This is a genomic window from Pseudoalteromonas sp. AS84, from assembly GCF_038900255.1.
GTDB lineage: Bacteria > Pseudomonadota > Gammaproteobacteria > Enterobacterales > Alteromonadaceae > Pseudoalteromonas.
The window spans coordinates 21,541-41,699 of the sequence record NZ_JBBMQY010000001.1; the positions used below are offsets into that span (position 1 = coordinate 21,541).

15 protein-coding genes are annotated in these 20,159 nt (G+C 38.0%); 4 read left to right on the top strand and 11 right to left on the bottom strand.

All coding sequences use genetic code 11. The features are described from left to right. Positions 1 to 3: 3 nt before the first annotated feature. From WNY79_RS00070 to WNY79_RS00090, 5 genes are all read right to left on the bottom strand, one after another. Positions 4 to 939 carry a DUF2971 domain-containing protein gene (locus tag WNY79_RS00070; protein WP_182768672.1) on the bottom strand — a complete coding sequence of 312 codons (936 nt, stop codon included), beginning with the start codon at positions 937 to 939 and terminating at the stop codon, positions 4 to 6. Between the two features lie 51 nt (positions 940 to 990). Continuing rightward, positions 991 to 2,040, bottom strand: coding sequence for a patatin-like phospholipase family protein (locus tag WNY79_RS00075; RefSeq protein ID WP_342874760.1), 1,050 nt, complete (start codon positions 2,038 to 2,040; stop codon positions 991 to 993). Positions 2,041 to 2,168: 128 nt separating this feature from the next. Continuing rightward, positions 2,169 to 3,575, bottom strand: a complete 1,407-nt coding sequence (locus WNY79_RS00080; protein ID WP_342874761.1) for an alanine/glycine:cation symporter family protein — start codon at positions 3,573 to 3,575, stop codon at positions 2,169 to 2,171. 126 nt (positions 3,576 to 3,701) lie between these two features. After that, positions 3,702 to 4,613, bottom strand: a complete 912-nt coding sequence (locus WNY79_RS00085; RefSeq protein ID WP_342874762.1) for an arginine deiminase-related protein — start codon at positions 4,611 to 4,613, stop codon at positions 3,702 to 3,704. Continuing rightward, the gene (locus tag WNY79_RS00090; protein WP_342874763.1) at positions 4,610 to 5,683 is read right to left on the bottom strand and encodes an ornithine cyclodeaminase; all 1,074 of its coding nucleotides are present in this window, start codon (positions 5,681 to 5,683) and stop codon (positions 4,610 to 4,612) included. The genes WNY79_RS00085 and WNY79_RS00090 overlap by 4 nt, the downstream gene beginning before the upstream one ends. Before the next feature lie 171 nt (positions 5,684 to 5,854). On the opposite strand from WNY79_RS00090, the gene WNY79_RS00095 reads away from it, so the two are divergent. After that, positions 5,855 to 6,286, top strand: a complete 432-nt coding sequence (locus WNY79_RS00095) for an Lrp/AsnC family transcriptional regulator (RefSeq protein WP_004334897.1) — start codon at positions 5,855 to 5,857, stop codon at positions 6,284 to 6,286. Positions 6,287 to 6,568: 282 nt separating this feature from the next. Here WNY79_RS00095 and WNY79_RS00100 read toward each other — a convergent pair whose 3' ends face one another. The 4 genes from WNY79_RS00100 to WNY79_RS00115 form a co-directional block, all read right to left on the bottom strand. Beyond that, positions 6,569 to 7,543 carry a transposase gene (locus WNY79_RS00100; protein WP_342875014.1) on the bottom strand — a complete coding sequence of 325 codons (975 nt, stop codon included), beginning with the start codon at positions 7,541 to 7,543 and terminating at the stop codon, positions 6,569 to 6,571. A gap of 143 nt (positions 7,544 to 7,686) precedes the next feature. After that, entirely contained in the window at positions 7,687 to 8,700 is a 1,014-nt protein-coding gene (locus tag WNY79_RS00105; protein WP_076924663.1) for a patatin family protein, read from the bottom strand. A 285-nt stretch (positions 8,701 to 8,985) separates the two neighbouring features. Further along, positions 8,986 to 9,975 (bottom strand): LLM class flavin-dependent oxidoreductase, encoded by a 990-nt coding sequence (locus tag WNY79_RS00110; RefSeq protein WP_342874764.1) that lies wholly within the window; start codon positions 9,973 to 9,975, stop codon positions 8,986 to 8,988. Positions 9,976 to 10,117: 142 nt separating this feature from the next. Next, positions 10,118 to 10,861 carry a siderophore-interacting protein gene (locus WNY79_RS00115; RefSeq protein WP_342874765.1) on the bottom strand — a complete coding sequence of 248 codons (744 nt, stop codon included), beginning with the start codon at positions 10,859 to 10,861 and terminating at the stop codon, positions 10,118 to 10,120. 122 nt (positions 10,862 to 10,983) lie between these two features. On the opposite strand from WNY79_RS00115, the gene WNY79_RS00120 reads away from it, so the two are divergent. The 3 genes from WNY79_RS00120 to WNY79_RS00130 all read left to right on the top strand — a co-directional run bounded on the left by WNY79_RS00120 (position 10,984) and on the right by WNY79_RS00130 (position 13,145). Continuing rightward, entirely contained in the window at positions 10,984 to 11,403 is a 420-nt protein-coding gene (locus WNY79_RS00120) for a MarR family winged helix-turn-helix transcriptional regulator (RefSeq protein WP_076924666.1), read from the top strand. A gap of 81 nt (positions 11,404 to 11,484) precedes the next feature. Beyond that, positions 11,485 to 11,898, top strand: coding sequence for a S24 family peptidase (locus WNY79_RS00125; protein WP_076924667.1), 414 nt, complete (start codon positions 11,485 to 11,487; stop codon positions 11,896 to 11,898). Beyond that, a complete protein-coding gene (locus WNY79_RS00130; RefSeq protein ID WP_342874766.1) occupies positions 11,886 to 13,145 on the top strand; it encodes a Y-family DNA polymerase in 1,260 nt (419 codons plus the stop codon). The genes WNY79_RS00125 and WNY79_RS00130 overlap by 13 nt, the downstream gene beginning before the upstream one ends. A gap of 20 nt (positions 13,146 to 13,165) precedes the next feature. Here the strand turns inward: WNY79_RS00130 and WNY79_RS00135 are convergent, their stop codons facing one another. Both WNY79_RS00135 and WNY79_RS00140 read right to left on the bottom strand, forming a co-directional pair. Next, positions 13,166 to 13,639, bottom strand: a complete 474-nt coding sequence (locus WNY79_RS00135; RefSeq protein WP_342874767.1) for a hypothetical protein — start codon at positions 13,637 to 13,639, stop codon at positions 13,166 to 13,168. A 146-nt stretch (positions 13,640 to 13,785) separates the two neighbouring features. Next, complete coding sequence (locus WNY79_RS00140; protein ID WP_342874768.1) at positions 13,786 to 20,088, bottom strand: M4 family metallopeptidase; 6,303 nt, start codon at positions 20,086 to 20,088, stop codon at positions 13,786 to 13,788. Positions 20,089 to 20,159: the final 71 nt, after the last annotated feature.

Sequence of the window (20,159 nt, forward strand, 5' to 3'; positions counted from 1 at the left end):
ATTCTACGTAAGTTTTTCATATTTCAATTCAAATAAATTGCTGTCAAGTTTACATTTATAGACATTTCTAAAATTTTCATAGCTATTATAAAACCTTCCTCTATTTCCAGATGCTAACTTAGTCCCCTCTATTATTGCTTCTTTCATTTTCTTTACATCTGAATTTACTCCTAAGTAAATTTTAGATATTTTACTTGGATTAACTTTAATTAAGAACATCACTTGATAAGCTTCATAATTTCTCCAAACTGAATTCCATCTTGAAAGGTCATTTTCACAAAACCCTGCTAGAAAAAACACATTAGATAGATCATTAATTTTTTCTCTTAAATCACCTTTATAACCCAGTGAGCTCAGTTTATTTTTGGTTTCATCTGAATTACCAAGTGTTATGACTTTATTGCAGTTCGTAAATGGTAGTGCAAATCTATATTCTTCCTCGTGCTTCCAAGATTCATGTTTACTAAAGAAATAATGTTTCGAAAAATTATTAACCTCTTCATCTGATAAAGTAGTGATATTTTTGCTATAGCTTCGCTCTCTATTATAAATAACATTGTCACTCAGGTAGGCTTCAATATCATTAGTTTTATCTATATCAAAAATAGAAAATGGATCTTCTTCATCAACTTCAAATTCAACTAATATACCTTTACTGTTAGTTGCATAGTTACCCCACATTGGCATACTTTCTTTATTTTTGCTTAAAGACACATAACCATATAAATCTAAATATGGATTTATATCTCTGTGCGAATTAAATTCTCTCCCACAAATTTTTATAGTCTCTTGGCTGACATCTTTTATTTTATTTATATCTATTCCTGTTGGTAAAACTTCAAAAGGATCATTCTGACTATTGTTCTGACTTAGCCTAAGTGTAGGCTCTGTTAAAAATGCCGTAGCAGCATCAGCAGATAAATATTTGTATAGTTTCATAAAATCTCCTTTTTAATTTCTTATTTATAACAAGTAACTAAATAAATAATCCTATCCCATTATATCTATGGTACTAAATAATTTATTTTCTAAATTTTTATCTAACGCTTCAGCCAACTTTTCTGTTTCACTAAAAACAGTATTCCAATATTTAATGCGTGTATCTGCATCAAGATCGGTAAAGTCGTTTCTGTCTGGAATTTTTCCGTACGGTAAGCTTGCTACAAATTCTTTTGATGGGGTGATCATTACTACTTTGTCGTAATTAAGTGGTGATACTTTACGTTTTAAATTTTTATCGAACCACCCTGCTTTTGGCTCTGAATTAAAATGCGGATATAAAATTAAGCCTGGGTTATTAATTTTTAAATCAAAGTGGTAATCGATAATTCCGCCGTCGCGATATATTCCTTGCGGCGAGCCTGCAATATTTTTTATGCCTTGCATAACAAGTGGTATAGAGCCCGATGCAAGTAACGCGTCTTTTAAATTATTTTGAGTAAACGCTATGTTTTGCGTTTTAAAATTGTAACTGTCGGTAATTGATAAGTCACTTGTTGCTGGGCCAAATATAAAACGCTCATACTGTGAGCCTAATAATTTTCGGTTAACGCGGTTTAGCATATAACTTTTTGATAAACCCAGTAGTTGTATTAATTTATTTTCGCTGGCAATAAAGCCATTCGATTTTGCTACTATAAAGTGCGCTTTAAATATTGGGTTATTTATAATTTCGGTTACGCCGTTATCGCCAAAAACATCTTCAAGTAATGCGCGCGCTTTTATTGTGATTTCACTTGGTGTTGGTTTATTACTTGAGTACCTAGTTTGCGAATACGATTTTGCTAATCGCTCAATGGCAGCAACGGGATCGTTTTGTGCAAAACACGCAGAACGAAAAGCGCCGGCAGATGAGCCAATTAAATTAAGTGGTTGGGTACGATTTTTAAAAAATTCACCAAAAATATATTTATCTAAGCCAAATAATGTAAACCATTTAGGGCCGCCACTTGCACCTAAAAAAGAGGTAAAAAGTTCAGGTTTAAAGCCCTGTTCGTTAATAATTTTAGCCGCTGTTTTCCCTGCGTATATCTCGATCATCTAAAAAATTGTGCCTTTTATTTTGGTTGTTATAGTTTATTTACGATACTGAAAGTGAATGTTTATGCAAAATAAAAAGCGGCTTTATGTTGCCATAAAACCGCTTTTTATAGTTAAGTTTGCTTGAGTTAGTCCCAAATGCCGTCTTCGCATTTGCCCTGTACCTTTACATCTTTTACTTTAAATTCGGGCTCTAAGCCTTTGTCTCTTTGTGCGTGGTAATCGCTCGTAACAGACAAAATAGTCGGCGTTAACAGTATAATAGCGATAACGTTAACCACTGTCATTAACCCTAAGGCAATATCGGCTAAATCCCATACTTCTTTTAAAGTGGCCGACGCGCCCCACAACATCATTGATAAATAAAGCAAAGTGTAAATGCCGCGCCCTACTTTGTTGTCGAGTTTAAATAAGTGCAAGTTGCTCTCTGCATAGGCGTAGTTTGCCACTACCGATGTAAAAGCAAATAAGGTAATAGCGGCTGCTACAAAGTAAACACCACCTTGTGCTAAGTGAGCAGTCATCGCGCTTTGTGTTAAACGAATGCCTTCCATTTCGCCGCTTATGTCTATATCGGCTAATAAAATGATCACCGCGGTACAGCTACACAGTACTATTGTATCGAAAAATACGCCTAGCATTTGTATGTAACCTTGCGTTACAGGGTGATTAGGAATTGGGCTGGCACTTGCTGAAGCATGCGGAACACTACCTGCACCGGCCTCATTAGAATATAAACCACGTTGTATACCGTTTTTAATGGCTGCGCCCATCGCCCCAGCCCCAGCTTCTTGTAAACCAAACGCCGATAAAAATATATCTTTAAGCATGGCAGGTACTTGCGTGAAATTTATAATAGTAATAATTACGGCAGCAAGTACAAACACAATGCCCATTATTGGCACAACACGCTCTGCAAACCGGGCAATTGCTTTAAAGCCACCGAGTATAATTGAGCCGGCTAGTACGGTAATAACCAGGCCTGAATAAAATGTAGGAACTTCAAACGCGTAATTAAGTGCGTCGGTAATTGTGTTAGTTTGCATTGCGCTAAACGTAAAGCCGTAACCTAAAAACAAACACGCGGCAAACACAATTGCAAATGCTCGGCTACCCAAACCTTGTTGAATATAATATGCAGGGCCGCCTCTAAACTCGCCGTCACTATCTCGCACTTTATATACTTGCCCAAGTACGCTTTCAGCAAAGCCTGTAGCCATACCCAATATGGCTATTACCCACATCCAAAATATTGCACCGCTGCCGCCAAGTGAAATTGCCACAGCCACACCGGCTAAATTACCAGTGCCTACTCGTGCGCAAAGCCCTGTACACAATGCTTGGAATGATGAAATGTCATCTTTTTTACATTTGCTACTGCCTTTTAAAAGGCTAAACATATGTTTAAACTTAAGTATTTGAATTGCTTTTAGTCGTACTGAAAACCATATCCCTGTAAACAAGAGTATATAAATAAGTACCTGACCTTCTCCCCACAAGAGGTTGTTTACGCTTTTGACGACGGTATCGAACATTGCTAATTCCTTCTTATATTTTTATATTAGTATCCTGTTGCGGATATAACGGCTTTTGCTTACGACATCGACTTAAATTTTGTACTAATATGGCAGCCATACTTTTTTCTGCCTTAAAACTATACATTATTTGTTTTGCAAATGAACTTCTGCAATCATGCATCTAACTGATCCACCAGCCGACTCAATGGTAGGAATCGGTAACGGTACAAGCTTAGCCGTTTTTTGTATGGCTGCTATTTGTGCTGTTGTGAGCGCATTAAATGCTGTTTGCGATAACGCTAAAATACGGCCATTGTTACCTTGTAACTCTATGGCGTTACCACAAAATTGATTAATTTGATCGAGTGATAAATCAATTACTTCGTGGTGGCTTTGTAAAAAATGAGTAACTAGCGCTTTACGCTCCTTACTTGGCACCATGTTTAAGCCAACCATTACAAACTCAGTTGCAACGCACATTAATACATTAGTGTGATATACCGCTGTGCCTTTTTCATCATATGCATTAAATATAACGGGTTTTAATGCGAGCAAATTACAAACTGTATTAACAACCGATTGAGTTGTTCTTTTAGATTTTGCTGCATAAGCCAGTTTATATTGATGATCGAGAACCAGTGAGCCCGTACCTTCCAGGAATGAATTTTCTTTCGCTAAATGCGCATAATCAGTCACAACCGTCACTTTATAGTGATCCGTTAAAAAATCAATAATATCTTTTCGATATTCTAACCTTCTGTTTTCTACAAACATTGGGTAGATTATTAATTCCCCACTTTGATGAGTAGAAAACCAGTTATTTGGAAACACAGAGTCGGGAGTCTGTGTTTGCTCATCTTCAAAAAGGTGAACTTTTACCCCTTCATTTTTTAATAATTTTACTGCATTTGTGACTTCGTTATATGCTTGTTCACTTTGATTTGGTGCTAAGCATTCACTTTGAAATGCATTGTCGAGCATTGTTTGTGGGTTAGACGTAAAGTGATGCGGACGTACCATAACAACCGCACTCGGAGCTTGATTTACGTGGCTCATGCTACGTGCTCTTGTGCTGATGTTTGCTCTGTATTAAGTACCGCAAACAAGTTGCGCGGATCGGCTTGCTGTGTAATTAAATCGAGCAATGTAAATTCACCGCTTTTAATAAGTTGATCGCGTATAAATACAAGCGCTGTAAAGTCTTCGCTCGCAAAGCCTACACCATCAAAAATAGTTAATTCGTCTTGGCTAGTACGGCCAAGCGATTGCTTATTAACGACTTTATGAAACTCAGTTACAACAAAGCTTTCACTCATTTGTTGTATTTCGCCCTCTATTCGAGTTTGTGGCTCGTACTCTACAAATACATTAGCGCGCTCGAGTAATTTAGCATCTAACTCTGTTTTACCTGGGCAATCGCCACCTATGGCATTAATGTGCACACCTTGTGGGATCATGTCGTTTGTTAAAATTGTAGCATTGGTTTTATCGGCGGTGCAGGTTGTAATAATGTGCGCACCTTGCACAGCTTCCTGTGCGCTATTACAAATAGTTACGTTTAACCCATAAGCACTTAAATTAGTAAATGCTTTTTTAGACGCGTTTGCATCTATATCGTATAAACGAATATGGGTTATGCCCAATACAGCTTTAAATGCCAGTGCCTGAAACTCAGACTGTGCCCCATTACCAATTAATGTAAGTGTTGTTGAGTTTTTTGGTGCTAAATACTTAGCCACCAGCGCCGATGTAGCCGCTGTACGTAGCGCTGTTAGTAGGCACATTTCGCTGATCATTACCGGATAACCACTATCTACATCGGCTAAAATACCAAATGCAGCGACTGTTTGAAGTTCTCGAAAGGTGTTTTTTGGGTGACCGTTTACATATTTACAGCTGAACATTTGGCCATCACTCACAGGCATTAGCTCTATTACACCCTCTGGTGAGTGTGCTGCATAACGAGGTGATTTATCAAACTCTTTCCAACGGGCAAAGTCGGTTTCTAATTTATGTGTTAGCTCTAACAAAACGTTTTCGATACCTAAGCTATTTATAAGCTTAGCCATTGCCTGAACGCTAACAAACGGAACGCCTTGTTTTGGCTGTGCTATAAAATGACTCATGTTGAAACCTCTTAAATAAATGTATTAGTTAATTTAAAACAAGTTTAGCGAGGCCGCATGCTATTTAATATGGCAATTAGTTATACAAATTTTATTAATTTTTATCACTTTGCTATGCAGGTATATACAAATTGTGTATTTTAGTAGGCTATGCTCTAAAAGGTTTAATTTATGACTCCTTATATTTACGATTCCCTTGATAACGCTTTAATTGCTGAATTACGAAAAGACGGTCGCGCCTCTATCTCTGCTTTAGCAAGTTCTTTAAATGTGTCACGCGGGACAGTGCAAAATAGATTAGATCGATTAGTGAGTTCAGGCGCTATTTTAGGGTTTACTATAAGAGTGCATGAACACATAGAAACCGAAGCCGTTCGTGCAATTATGATGGTGGAAGTGATTGGTAAATCAACTTCTCAAGTTATTAAAACTATGCGTGGTATACCCGAACTTACAAAATTGCACACTACCAATGGTGCTTGGGATTTGGTAGCAGAGATACAGGCCGCGAATTTAAGTGAGTTTGATGGAGTACTTAGGCAAGTAAGAGAAATAGACGGTATTTTAAATAGTGAAACGAGCATATTACTCTCATCAACTTAGGTTTATTTTTAGGTTTAAAGTGACACCCATTTATATTATTTAAGTGTTCACAATAATTTTAGCTAATTTAAAAATTTAGAATGACACCCATTTATAGTTTTAAAAAATTGAAGCACTAAATGCTTAAAAATTATTTATCCTGTCTTTTATATGCGGTTAATTACCTTAACTACGACTAATGATTGATTAGAAGCTTCTATTTATCTAAATCGCAGATGAATTGAAACCCTGAGTACACTCAACTCAGTCTAAACTTAGATAACGTGTATTAAATAGTAAACACTAAGCAGTTAAAGCTTGGCTGTTTTTGATATTGGGTCGTCGTTTGAAATGTTGATTATTGCAGTAGATTTCTATATTTTCGGCTTTACCAACAGCACCGTGGAATATTTTAGTAAAGCGGGTTGTTAGTTTAAGCCAGTTTTTGTCAGTTATGTTTAATATTTTTAAAATGGGCGTTGTGTTTTGATTTATGTAACCTGGTTTGTCTGCCCTTATGCACTTTCCTGTTTGTTCTACTAATTCTAGGTAGTTTTTAAAATTAAATGGTAAGCCTTTACTTATCTTTTGTGAAAGCTTCCCTACAAATTTAGCTAAAAACTTTGGCTGATTACCTGCTATTGCATGTTCAATTCGCTTTTTAATACTGGTAAATGATGATGTTTGAATGGTCTGTGAAACTTTTGCCCTTATAGGGTTTAAGTCAACATATGCCATGCATGCTAGTAGTGCGGGCTCATCCAGTAGAGCTTGCGATTTAAAGCGCCCTTCCCAAAAACGGCCTGTGCAATCATCTTCTTTATTGGCTTGCCTTGCTATATTCTCGTTTAACGAACGCATAAACCAGGAAATATCTTTTAAACGATTTCTAAATTTCACTATACTATGCTTTAGTAACATTTTTTCTATGCCTGACAGGGATTCACCTTCTAGGTAACGCTTTGATATATTCGTCCCTTTAAATGCTTTATGCCACCTTATACAAACAGCTTTATCTGTAAGCCTATTTGCTTTTTTATCATCTATATAAAGTACTAAATGTGTATGATTACTCATTACCGCGTAAGCACAAACATCGATACAAAATACCTTTGCCAAAAATAATAAACGCTCCTCCACCCAATCTCTTCGGTGCTCATAACTTTTGCCTGTTTGTGTATCAATTCCGCATAGGTAAGCACGTCTCACACACCGAGAAATACAATGATAGTAACGTGTATTAGAAAGGCTTATTTGTCTTTTTCGTGCAGTAGCCACAGGCATTATGCTCACTTTGAAATTTTATAAAGTATAGACGAGGTTAATAAACATACAATTTTAGGTGGGTGTCATTTAAATGAAGAATAGTACTGCAATTTTAAGTTGCAGTACTATTTGCAATCTAGGTATAAGAATTTGGTTTAATTGTAACTATATTCGCTTTGCGTATAGTTATGCGTGTTGCTGATCTCGAATTGGCTTTGCTGTGCTAAATAAGATCGACCTGCAGCCAAGCCTAATTTATGATCAAAGCGTAAATCGTTATTAGAACTACCTAATAATTTGCTATGCAGTTTTTCGTTTGCAAAAATTTGGATTATTTCTACATCATCTGGTGGATTTGCAATAAACTCAAGCTCATCTAAATAAGCCTTCTCGTGCTGTATTAAGTAGTCTAATGTTTTTGGACAATAACCCGATGCTATAGCAAATGTTCTTAGCTTTTGTACCCATGCAGATTGCGCTTGAAAGTTAGCGTCAACCGTTCTTATTACCACAATTTTACGTGCACCTCGGTTGTAAGCTTCACGTACAGGCAATGGTGCTGCTAAGCCGCCATCGAGATAAAAATCAGCTTGTGTTTTCTCTTCGACCAAGTGAGCTTCGTTCGCTGCTTTTGCATCTAACCAAGGTGTCAATTTTACGCCTTGTTTGTACAAAAATGGCAGTGCGCTTGACGCCTTTAAAAGATCACGCCATTGATTATCTTCACCTGTTGGTGATAAATAATACGGCTTTCTGTCTCGTGCATTTGTTGCTGTAATAAGCAGTTCACGCTCACCTAAACTGGTTTTTGCCGTTTTAAAATCAATGGCTCTTTTTACTTCAGTCGTTTTGTCAAAGTACCAATCTAGGTCAACTATGTGCTTACCCATTAACCCACGACCAAGCTGAAAAAAACGCTTGTTACGCGAAAGCCCTCTAATTAGGCGTTTAGCATAGCCTTTTTGACGAGCTAAGTAGCTAGTTAGGTTTTGCGAACCTGCAGAAGTGCCAATAAATAAATCAAATGGGTCGTAGCTTTGCTCTAACCACGCATCCAGTACACCGGCTGTAAATATCCCTCGCTGTCCGCCACCTTCAGCAATCAGTGCAACTTTTGGCTGCGCTGTTTGATTAACTGAATTAGCTGTTGCGGTGTTTAGAGAGCTCACGGTGTACCTACCTTTAATTTAATGACGTTTGGTTTAATACCTACATTATAAAAAATAAAAGTAATATCTTAAAATGGATTATTTAAATCAGTTCGATTGAAAAAATGGAACGCTATGCAAAGCAAAAAATAGATATTGAAAATAGCAATCAATTTTACTTTGAATATTTAAATAGCAAATACAGACATCACTTAAAGTTAATAAAATGAGTTAAAAGAGTTTAACTTTCGATGATGTCTGTATGTTAACAAGCCCAGAGTGTACGCTTGCTTAACTAACTATATTTTAGTGCTTTATTTCCATTAAAATTTCGAGTGCACGGTGGCGTTTTTCACTATCGTATACATCATTGGTAAATATAAACTCATCAACTTCTAGCTGTTTCGCTATCATCTCTAACTTGTGTTTAATACTTACATGCCCGCCTACTACGCTTAGACTTAAAAAGTTCTCTACATGAGCGCGTTCTTGTTCACTCCACAACCCGTCCATGCTTTCAACAGGTGGTTTTAGCCACAGCTCGTTACCGCGTATGAGTTCGAGCACACGTTGCTTAGAAGTAGTCGACAGGTATTGCGCTTCATCGTCGGTGTCTGCTGCCACTAAAGGTAGTGCAAGCATTACGTAAGGCTTATCAAGTACACTTGATGCTTTAAATTCGCGCTTATACAATGCTATTGCATCGTACACAAACCGCGGTGCAAAGTGCCCTGCAAATACATACGGTAGTCCTTTTTGCGCCGCTAGCTGCGCGCTAAATAAACTCGAGCCTAATAACCAAATAGGAACGTTTGTGTTTTCACCCGGTATAGCACGTATAGGATGCGTACCGTTGTAAGGACCTAACAATGTTTGCAGCTCAGTTACTTCACCCGGGAAATTTTCAGCACGGCTCATATCGTTATTTAGCGCACGACTAGTTACAGGGTCGCTGCCTGGTGCACGCCCTAATCCTAAATCTATTCGTCCAGGATATAAGCTCTCTAATGTACCAAATTGTTCAGCAACAACTAATGGGGAGTGGTTTGGTAACATTATTCCGCCTGAGCCTACACGTATCTTTTTAGTATTACCTGCAATGTGGCCAACCAAAATTGAAGTAGCTGCACAAATAATACCTGGCATATTATGATGCTCAGCAAGCCAAAAGCGATTAAAGCCAAGCTCATCTGCTCGCTGTGCGTATTTAGTACTTTTATGAAGAGTGTTAGCAACACTGTCCCCTTTGATCATGGGGGCAAGTTCTAATAACGAAAAAGGAATGGAATTTAACAAAATAGCAGCTCCTAAAAATGCATGCTAATAATGGGTTTCATCATTAGCATAAAACACTTAAATGGGTCTGCTATTAGGTCAATTCAAGTTACGCAGAGGTATTAGAGCAAAATAGGTATATGTTATTTTGCTCTTAAGGTATTCAGGCAAGCTGTGCATCACGTTGGCGCTGCTTTTTATAGCCTTCTGAGTCTACGCCTTTTTTCCAATAACCAGAGGAAATAATATTACCGCGCGGTATATTGAGTTGCTCTGTTAACAATGCTTTTACTTTGCGAACAAGCCCAGCTTCCAATGCCATAAATATAATGGGCGGCTCTGATGTAATGTGCAAACTTTTAAGTGCGCTTAGCATTGCTGTATCAGCACTATCGGTAATTACCCAGTTTATATCGCGATTTGTTTCTAAATCAATAATATCTTGCTCAGTGGGCGCATGTACAAAAGCATCAATTTTTGAAGTTAAAGGTAATTGCTGCGCATACCCTTTTATTGCATTTACCGATGTTAAATCGCCTAGTAATACATAATGCGAATGCTCATAATTATCTAGCTTTTTAGGGCCAGGGCCTGCAATACCTAGCTCGTCGCCTACTTTTGCAATTTTAGCCCAGTCAGTTGCAGGGCCTTGGTGCATATTTATAACAAAATCAAGCGTTAGCGCGCCTGTTTGTGCATCTACATGCCTTATTGTATATGACCGTATACAGGCTGTTTTTAAGTTAAAATCTACTTCACCACTTTTTGGGATCAGTACTTTTACATAGTTACCAATATACTCTGAGGTTAAGTCTTTAAAATCATCAGAGCCTACAACAATCCGCTGTAGGTGGGGTGTGATTTGCTCTGTACTTAATACGCTGGCTTTACGAACTTGTTTACTCATGTATTACCTCGTTTTACATTAATAATTGGCTGCTATAGAAGCAGGTATTGCACAACGCCCCATTGGTTGATAAAATCAACTATAGCAAACTAATTGACTTTGTCAACCATATTGAGAATCTTATGAATACGCCCTTATCAAATACGTTGTTTGAATTAATGCAAAATTACCGTGTCACAATTCGTGAAGCAATTAACGCAGGCGAACTTGGTATTAATGCTATGCACGTACGCTGCATACATATTATCGCAAACGTAAATAACTGTACGGCTAACGATATTGTTACTAAAACGCAGCGCGACAAAGCGCAAATAGCGAGGCTAATTAAAGATCTTATTGCCTTAAACCTTATTGATAAGCAGGCAAGTGAGCACGATAAGCGCTGTTTTATTTTGTCGCTTACAGAGCAAGGTAAAGTTCTTTTTGATAAGTTATTAGCCTCAGAGCAAAAAATAAATAATCAAATGTGTAAAAACTTAAACCCTCAACAAATCAAAGACTTTTTAGATACCGCGCAACAAATGATCAAAAACATGAATTGATCAGCCATACATTTCTTGGCATAACCTACATAAAACGCATATACTGTACACTTATACAGTATATGCGTTTTAGGTTGTGTTATGTTTGTTATTCCCATTTATATAGAAGCAGGCGTGTGTGGTTTTGAATCCCCCGCAGCGCAGTACACCGAGCTAGGTGTAACCCTTGATGAGCTTTTAATAAAGCATCCAGATGCTACATTTATTGGTATTGCATCGGGTAACTCTATGCAAGAAGTCGGAATTTTTGAAGGTGACTTATTAGTTATCGACCGTGCAGAGCCTGCAGAAAATGGTGACGTTATTGTTGCTAACTTAAATGGTCTTTTTGTATGCAAACTACTTGATAAAACCAATGGACGGCTGCTTTCTGCTTCTTCTTTACATAAGCCTGTACAACTAACCTCTGCAGACGAGTTTCAGCTCGAAGGCGTAGTAACGCTATCAATAAGAATGCACAGGCAAAGCCCAGAGTTACTAAAATGTATGCCTTAGTTGATGCTGTGTCATTTTATGCCAGTGCCGAAAAAGTATTCGACCCTGCTATTCGCTCCAAACCTGTGGTTGTACTTACCAATAACGATGGCTGTGTATGCGCTATTTGCCCTATTGCTCGGCGCTTAAATATTCCTAAATTTGGCCCATACTTTAAAGTTAAGCATTTACTTGAGCAAAACAACGTTGTTATTCGCTCTAGCAATTACGAGCTTTATGCTGATTTAAGCGACAAGATGATGAATACCATTGGCCGCTTTTGCGATACACAACACATATACAGTATTGATGAATCGTTTTTGCACTTTAATGGCTACACATCATTAATTAAAGACTGGCACGAATACGGCCATACAATAAGGCGAACAGTATGGCGCGAAACAAAGCTTCCTGTAGGTGTAGGTTTTGGCCCGACTCCTACTTTAGCAAAAGCCGCTAACCATGCAGCTAAAAAGCTCAGTGGTTTTAATGGTGTAGCTGTAATAAATAACGAGCAAACTCGCCAAGCTATTTTACAAAGAATGAGCTGCGAAGATGTCTGGGGAATAGGTCGGCGGCTAGCTAAAAAGCTTAAAATAATGAATATACACACCGCCTGGGATCTTGCTCAGCAAAACCCTAGAGCAATGCGCCGTGCATTTAGTGTGGTGGTTGAACGTACAGTAAGCGAGCTTAACGGAATAACATGTTTAAACTGGGATGATGTACGACAAGACAAGCGGGAGATTTATTCGACCCGTAGTTTTGGAGAGCGCATATGCGAGCCAACAGCCCTTAAAACGGCGTTAATTAACCATGTAACTACAGTGGCTAATAAACTAAGAGCGCAACGCTCTCTCACTCAGCAGCTTTATATTTTTGCAGCCAGTGGCGCGCACGAAAACAGATATTATAAAAAGTCGTTTGTGTATAAGTTCCCCTCACCCACTAACGACACCTGTGTAATGGCTAATGCTGTATCTGAGGTATTTAATGAGATTTATAAACCGGGGATCCGATTTTATAAGTGTGGTGTGGGTGCTGTAGAGCTAATATCAGAACAGTTTCAGCAAAGTGACTTGTTTAATAAAAGCCCTGATAATCCAAAGCTTATGCAATGCCTAGATACAATAAACAATCGATACGGGAAAGGGATGCTCAGCCTTGCAAGCAGTAAATTAAATGACCGATGGCACATGAACCGTGACTTTTTATCGCCGCAGTACACTACACGTTGGCGCGATATTCCTAAAATATACTGCGAGTGATTTACTACTTAGTAGATGCTTTATTTGCTCTCGTCTGCTTTTTTAAATGTGCACTCTACACTAGGTTCGCTTAACGTGTATTTTAGTGTGTTATCAGCTAAAAATTTGATACTTTGACTGATTGTTTTTTCGTTTGCAGGGTTTTCACAACGGCTCATTCTTAAACCGTTTTCAAGGCCATCACTTTTGTATTTAAGCGTACTGGTTATAAAACAAAAGTTTGGTTTTTTAGTTGTACGTGTGCCGTTATGCAGGCTTTCAAATACAATTTGCGAACCTAATTTAAAACCGGCACCGGGATACACTGGGTTTATTAAACTCAATTGACTATCAACACAAAGCGAAGAGTTTGCTGAAACCACCTTATAATTGCCTAGCTTTGTTTTTAATAAAGGAATAAAACGGCTCTTATTACTTGGCGTAGCAGTTTTAGCAAAAAGTACATTGCTTAGAAATAAACAGCTCAAACATAATAAAACTTTACGATAACTCATTAAAATTCCAACTTATTACTAGTAAAAATAGCATAACACACTCCTAGCTATACTCACTTAAAATACATTTAGTTCATAAAACAAAAAAGCCCCTTGATCAAATCAAGAGGCTTTTGGTTATCTAAAAATATATTTAATCGTTAGCGCTACTTAAAAATAAGTGCTCGTCTGTAAACTACAGCACATGTTAAAAGTAATAACATGAAAGCTAATGAGCCACCACCGCCACTACTATCCTCACTACTTGAAGAAGCTGTACTTGCTGCATTAGTAACGGTAACAGTTAAACTTTGCTCAGTCTCACCTTCACCATCTGATACAACAAGTTTAAAGCCTAACTCTGTAGTTTGAGAAACACTCGGCGCTGTAAACTTAAGGGTGTTAGAGTCAACATCATCAATAGCAACTTCAATTCCCATTGTTTGAACCCACTTAAACGTAAGCTCGGATGACTCTTTATCACTTGCAGAGGCCGTAACAGTAACTTGCTTAGCTTCTTCAACCGAAACAGAAGATGTACTTAGCTCTACACTCGGCAATTGATTTACATGTAAAAAAGTAACTATAAATACTTCAGTAAACTGCTCATACCCATCAGATATTACCAAAGTAACATTTGCATCAACAGTTTGTTCAAACTCACCAACGCTAAGCACGGCTTTACCTTGTGTATCTTCAGCTGCAATAGATAACTGAGGATGATCAACACGCCACTCGTAAGATAACGTATCTCCATCTGGGTCAGTAGAAGCAGACGCGTCAAGCTCAATAGTAGCAAGCTCTTCTATCGTTACTGGCATATCCACATTTAATACAGGCGCCTGATTTAGGCTTTCTTGCGCCAGTTTTGCAACTATTTCAATAACCCCGTTAACCTCTCCGTCAAGGTCAAATGAACTACCGTCTGTAATTGCAAAGCTAAAACAGCGTGAGCACGCTTGCTCATACACATTGCCTGACAATATAGGGGCTGACTGCCAACCTGAGGCGGTTAATAATCTTACTTGCATGTCAGAGCTTAAAATTGAATTCACGTGTTCAGGCAGCGCAATTTCTGCGGTACTTGATGAATTAGAAAGCGTAACATGAAGGTTGATTACATCACTTTTAGCTTGAAAGTGAGGCTCTATAATGGCTAAACCTGAGAAGTAAGTGCTAAGTGCCTGTTCAGAAACAGACATATCAGCAATATAACCCGCTGCTAGTGCTTCTTTGATGCTACCTACAGCTAAGTGATTAAATTCATCAATACTGTGAGCACTATCTCCTGATGCTAAAATAGCTGTACTAATAATAGATGAGCTATCTAGGTAATCAGCAATACCATCTTTATCACTATCACCTACCCCTTCTTCAATATCAGGTATACCGTCGCCATCAGTATCTAACTCAGGATCATCAAATATAACGCTATCAACAACACGTAAACTAGTTTGCTTAGTTGCTAGTAATTCATCACCTTGTTTTACACGTAATGTTAAGTCTATATTATTGGTTTGCTGGGAAAGAATAGCACTAAATGAAACATCCCACTGTGAAGGAGCTGTTTTATAAATGTAAAAATCAACTTCTGAGGGGCCAATAAGCTCAAGTGATACATCACTACTTGTACTAGGTAAATTTACTAACTGAATTGTGGCATTAAAGTCAGTTATAGAACGCTGAATAGTTTTATTGACCGCCTTACCATTTTGATAAAAATCAGTAATAAACTCCGCCTGTGCAACTTCACTTAAGTACACTAGCTGGCTGTTATCATTTTTGCCTATAAAAGCATTGCGATTAGGTACAACACTTATATTTGTAGCATTTACTAAAAACTCGCGCGCTAACTCAACCTTAATAGGTCCATGCTGTTCAGCTCTAATATACTGCGTACTATTATTAGCTTTTAAAGAAAAACCGGTGTAATCATATGGATTAGGGCCACTGATAAATATGTCAACAAGTACATTACCATTTTGGTATACATGCGTAATAGGTTGAAGACTAACTTCAGGATAGATCATCGCTGTTACTTCACCCGATACGCGGTTACCTGCACCATCAACAGCAGAAACAGGAATTGGCACATTACCCGTTCTAAATACAAAGCTATCTTCTATTTCAATAAGCGCTATCCCTGACACGTCGTCAAAAACAACTCTACTATCAATAATTGCATTTTGTATCGCTACTAGCGTATTACCAAAAACTTCAAAACGATACTGCTGTAAAACTGGAGGCGTTGTATCAACTAATGTAACTGTTTGAATAGCCGATGTTTCGTTACCAACATTATCTCGTGCAGTCCATGTGATTTGGTGCTCACCTAGTGGAAAGTAAGACCCTGAACTAGAATATACTTGAGGCTCTAAATGACCATTATCAGTCGCCTGTGGAGTATATAGACGGGTAATATCAGTATTTTGTGAATTCGCTTCAACCGTAATTGGCTCAAGGCTTGATACAAACTCAGGCGGACTATTTTCACCGCGACTTGCATCACCTGGGTGGCTATCTTCACTGTCTTGAACGCCATCGCCATCAGAATCAGTGCTAAGCGGGTTACCCGAAAGTTGATACTCTTGTAGGTTACTTAAACCATCATAGTCGGCATCATAATTAGCATCATAGGCATCTAACGCATTTAAACCATACTCGGCTTCCCAAAAATCAGGGATACCGTCCAAATCATAGTCACTAGTAATGTCAATTTCAGCGCTCCAAGTTATATTATCAACAGATAACGGTTGCTGCTGAAGGTATGCGTCCTCATATTTAACTTTGATGATGTTATAACCATTTTCAATCGGTAATAATAAACGAGACTGGTTACTATGATTTACCTCTACAAGGCTACCATTTAAGCTTATTTGTAACGCTGAAGAGTTATAAACCAAATAGTCTAAATTAATAAAACCGGCTTCAAATAGTCCCGCAATAACAAAACCACCCACATTACTAATAGGCGTTAATTGTGAACTAAGACTTGCATTACCCTCTGTAAACCAATCGGTGTTAGCTTGCCAAACCCAACCGTTAACGGCTAGCTCAGTAAACTTAGTTGGAAGAAGACCATCTTCAAAGCTTTCATTTAATTGCGTGAAAGATTGCACTAATGATGTAGCATCGTTCGCTAGACTTTGAGAGTAAAACTCCTGAATATTTGTATAACCATCCGCATCATAATCTAAATTAGCATCTGTAGCATCTAATGGTAAAAGATCATTACTTACTTCATATCCATCACTGAGTTCATCACCATCTGAATCTGATGAATTTGGGTTTGTTCCTAGGTTAAATTCTTCAAACGCCGTAAGCCCATCAGTATCAGCATCGGAGGCTGCATCACTTGCGTCAAGGCGATTTAATCCATTAACTAATTCCCAGTAATCAGGAAGTTGGTCATTGTCTGTATCTGTTAAATCAGATTGAGAAAATAAAGCAAAGTTATCAAGCCATACAGTATCTGCACCCGATGACACAGAACCGTCTTTATAATATTTAAATTCAATATTATGAAGCCCTTCGCTTATGTTAAGCACAATAGACGCTGCTTCTGAGGTATTTGAATTACGTCGGTCAGCATGGTCAAAAACTGGTTGTCCATCAATAATAATAATTAAGAAGTCACAGCAAAATTCTGATTCAATTTTATAATCGAATGCTAATACACCTTCTTCAAATAAACCTGCTACAGTAAAACCACTAAACTGTGAGTCGTTGATAATGCCTGAACGAATACTTTGCACACCGTCAGTCGAAAAGTCGTCTGTAATAAACCAAGGAGCATTAGAACCTTCTGCTTCAACCATCCAACTAGGTAGTGCAGAGCCTTCAAAAGAGGTCGTAAGATTTAAAGCAACAGGGAAAGAAGTATCTGACTGCGGGTCAGTATTTGCCAAGTACTCTGTCAAGTTTGAAAAGCCATCACTGTCCGCATCTTCCAATGCATCTGAAGAGTTGGTTAAATCTAAACTATTATTATACTCCCAGCCATCAGGGATAGTATCGCCATCGGTGTCTGAGTTGTTTGGTAAGCCGGCATTTAAAAACTCTAAAAGATTAGATAAGCCATCGTTGTCAGCATCAAGTGATGCATCTTCACTGTTAGTCATATCGAGGTTGTGCAGTAATTCCCAAGAATCAGACATACCGTCGTTATCTGTATCAGGAAAATTAGGACCAATATACAAATTATCTATATATATAGCATCTGCAGGCGTTGAGAAAGATGCATCTTTAGTATAGGTAAGCTTAACTGTATTAAGTCCGGCACCAACAGGAAAAGAAGCACTTTTCCACTCGCTAAAACCAGATTCATTTAAAACAACTGAACCATTTATGTAAACAGTAAAATAGTCAAAACCACCTTCTGTGTCTAATGCGTAGTTAAAGTTTACATAATGCTGATCGGCACTTAAAAAGCTAAACTCAACGCTGGTTGATTGATTATCGGTAATATCGTTGTTAGTTAAAACAAAGCCTGAATCATCATTAAATTGAGTTGTAATCCAAGGCGTCTGTGAATTTGACGAAATAAGTAAATCAGGAACCGCTGCATCATCGAAGTTAAAGGTTGTTTCAGGAAAAACACTCGGCTCAGAGCTTGCGTCTGAAGGGTCACTATTACCAAAGAACTCGGTCACATTAGTCCAAGAGTCTGAGTCTAAGTCAAGCTGAGCATCAGCTGCATCAAGTGGGTTTAATGAAAATAAGACTTCCCAGCCATCAGGTATGCGGTCAGAGTCAGAGTCTGCATTATTAGGCTCAGTAAGATATACATTTATTTCATCGTAGTCTGATAAATCATCTGAGTCGGTATCTGCTGAATTCGGTAGAGTATTAGCTGTGTACTCCTCAAGATTAGTTAAACCATCTTGGTCTAAATCAAGTGCAGCATCAGCGGCATCGCTTGGGTCTAATCCGTAAAGTAGTTCCCAGTTATCATCCATTAAATCAGTATCAGCATCTATAAACTGAATGTTATCGCAGGTAACACCTACTTCATTGAATGCTGAGATTACATCGTTTGCACTATATCTTAGGTCAATAGCAGAGTTTATAGCACCACATGCACCATCAATAAAGTCACTAGAGTTAACCCAATAATTTTGATTAGCAAAAAGCATTATTTCAAACGCTTTTTTAGCATCCCATCCAATGGCATTAGAAAGTAAAAAGAAAGCGCGATTAAAAACACCGCTACTAAAATGAACATCCATGCCTGAGTAATAATCGCTCGCTCTGTCAATTGAAAATCCATCTAGTGACGGAGTTTCAAAGTAACGAAGTGCAGGGTCTATTTTAGAAATATCAGCGCCAGATAGCCAATCAGTCTCTCCACGTAAGAAATATTCAGCTGTTTCACCAGCCATATCAGAGAAAGACTCGTTAATACCACCCGATTGTTCTGAATATATTAAATTAGAATTTTGACTGGTAAAACCATGGCTGACTTCATGAGAAACAATATCAAGGGATACCAAAGGATAAAAATTATCGGCACCATCACCAAAAGTCATCGCCTGACCATTCCATGTGGCATTTTCCCAATTGTTACCGCTGTGGACACGCATTAATAATTGGAAAGTAAGTGGCGCCGTGTTGTACCACTGTTGATACATATCAAATACAGCCGTACCAAATGCATGCGCATCATTTAAAGGAGAAAATGCCCCATTTACCTCTTTATGTGTATTGCGATCACAGGCAAAAGAGTACGCTTCACTTGGCTCAAAGCCAGACTCCATCGTAACAGTTTTAACTTTATCGTTTTCTAAAAAACACATCCCATCACGCTGTGTTATATCCAGCGCTTCGGCGTCAGTACTGTATTCGTACTGGCCTATTTTTGTATTACCACCAGGGCCCGTGCCATGCGCACTGTGAATATTATCCCACTGCTTAAATACACGGTAATCAGATTCGCTTACCAAGCCTATTGGTTTTTTTTCAACGCCATTTTCAGTGACATCTAACTCAATTAAGCGAACAAAATGTGCTGCTCCGTTATCAATATAAATATAACGTTGGTTATTGATTACTTTGTAAGAGGTTGAATCAACAAGCTTAGCTTTAATTAAAAGTGCATTAACAGCAGAGTATTCGTCAAACTGGCTATTAGCTGTGTTGTTTAAAGATTTGAGGCTAATATTTTTAGCAAAAAAGCCACTAATATGTTGATTGCTAGACTGGACTGTAATTTGCTGGCCCCAAATAGGCACACCGGCAAAATGCTGCTGCATTTTTTTTGATAAACTAGTTTGCTTAGCAGAAACAGAAGGTTCTACTTCTATAAAGTAAGAACCTGCAGATGCTTTGCTAGCTAATGCTACATTATGATTTAAAAGCGAGTTAATTTCTGATGCGGATGATTTATTAACACGCTGCGAAACCGCCGCATGTGAACTGAGCGAGTTTATAAAGCAAAACGCAATCAATCCTGATGAGAGTGTTTTATACATAACATTCCTATGTCGTATATTGTTATTATTCAGTGCTTATTCATTTAAAAACACGGAAATATAACATATTT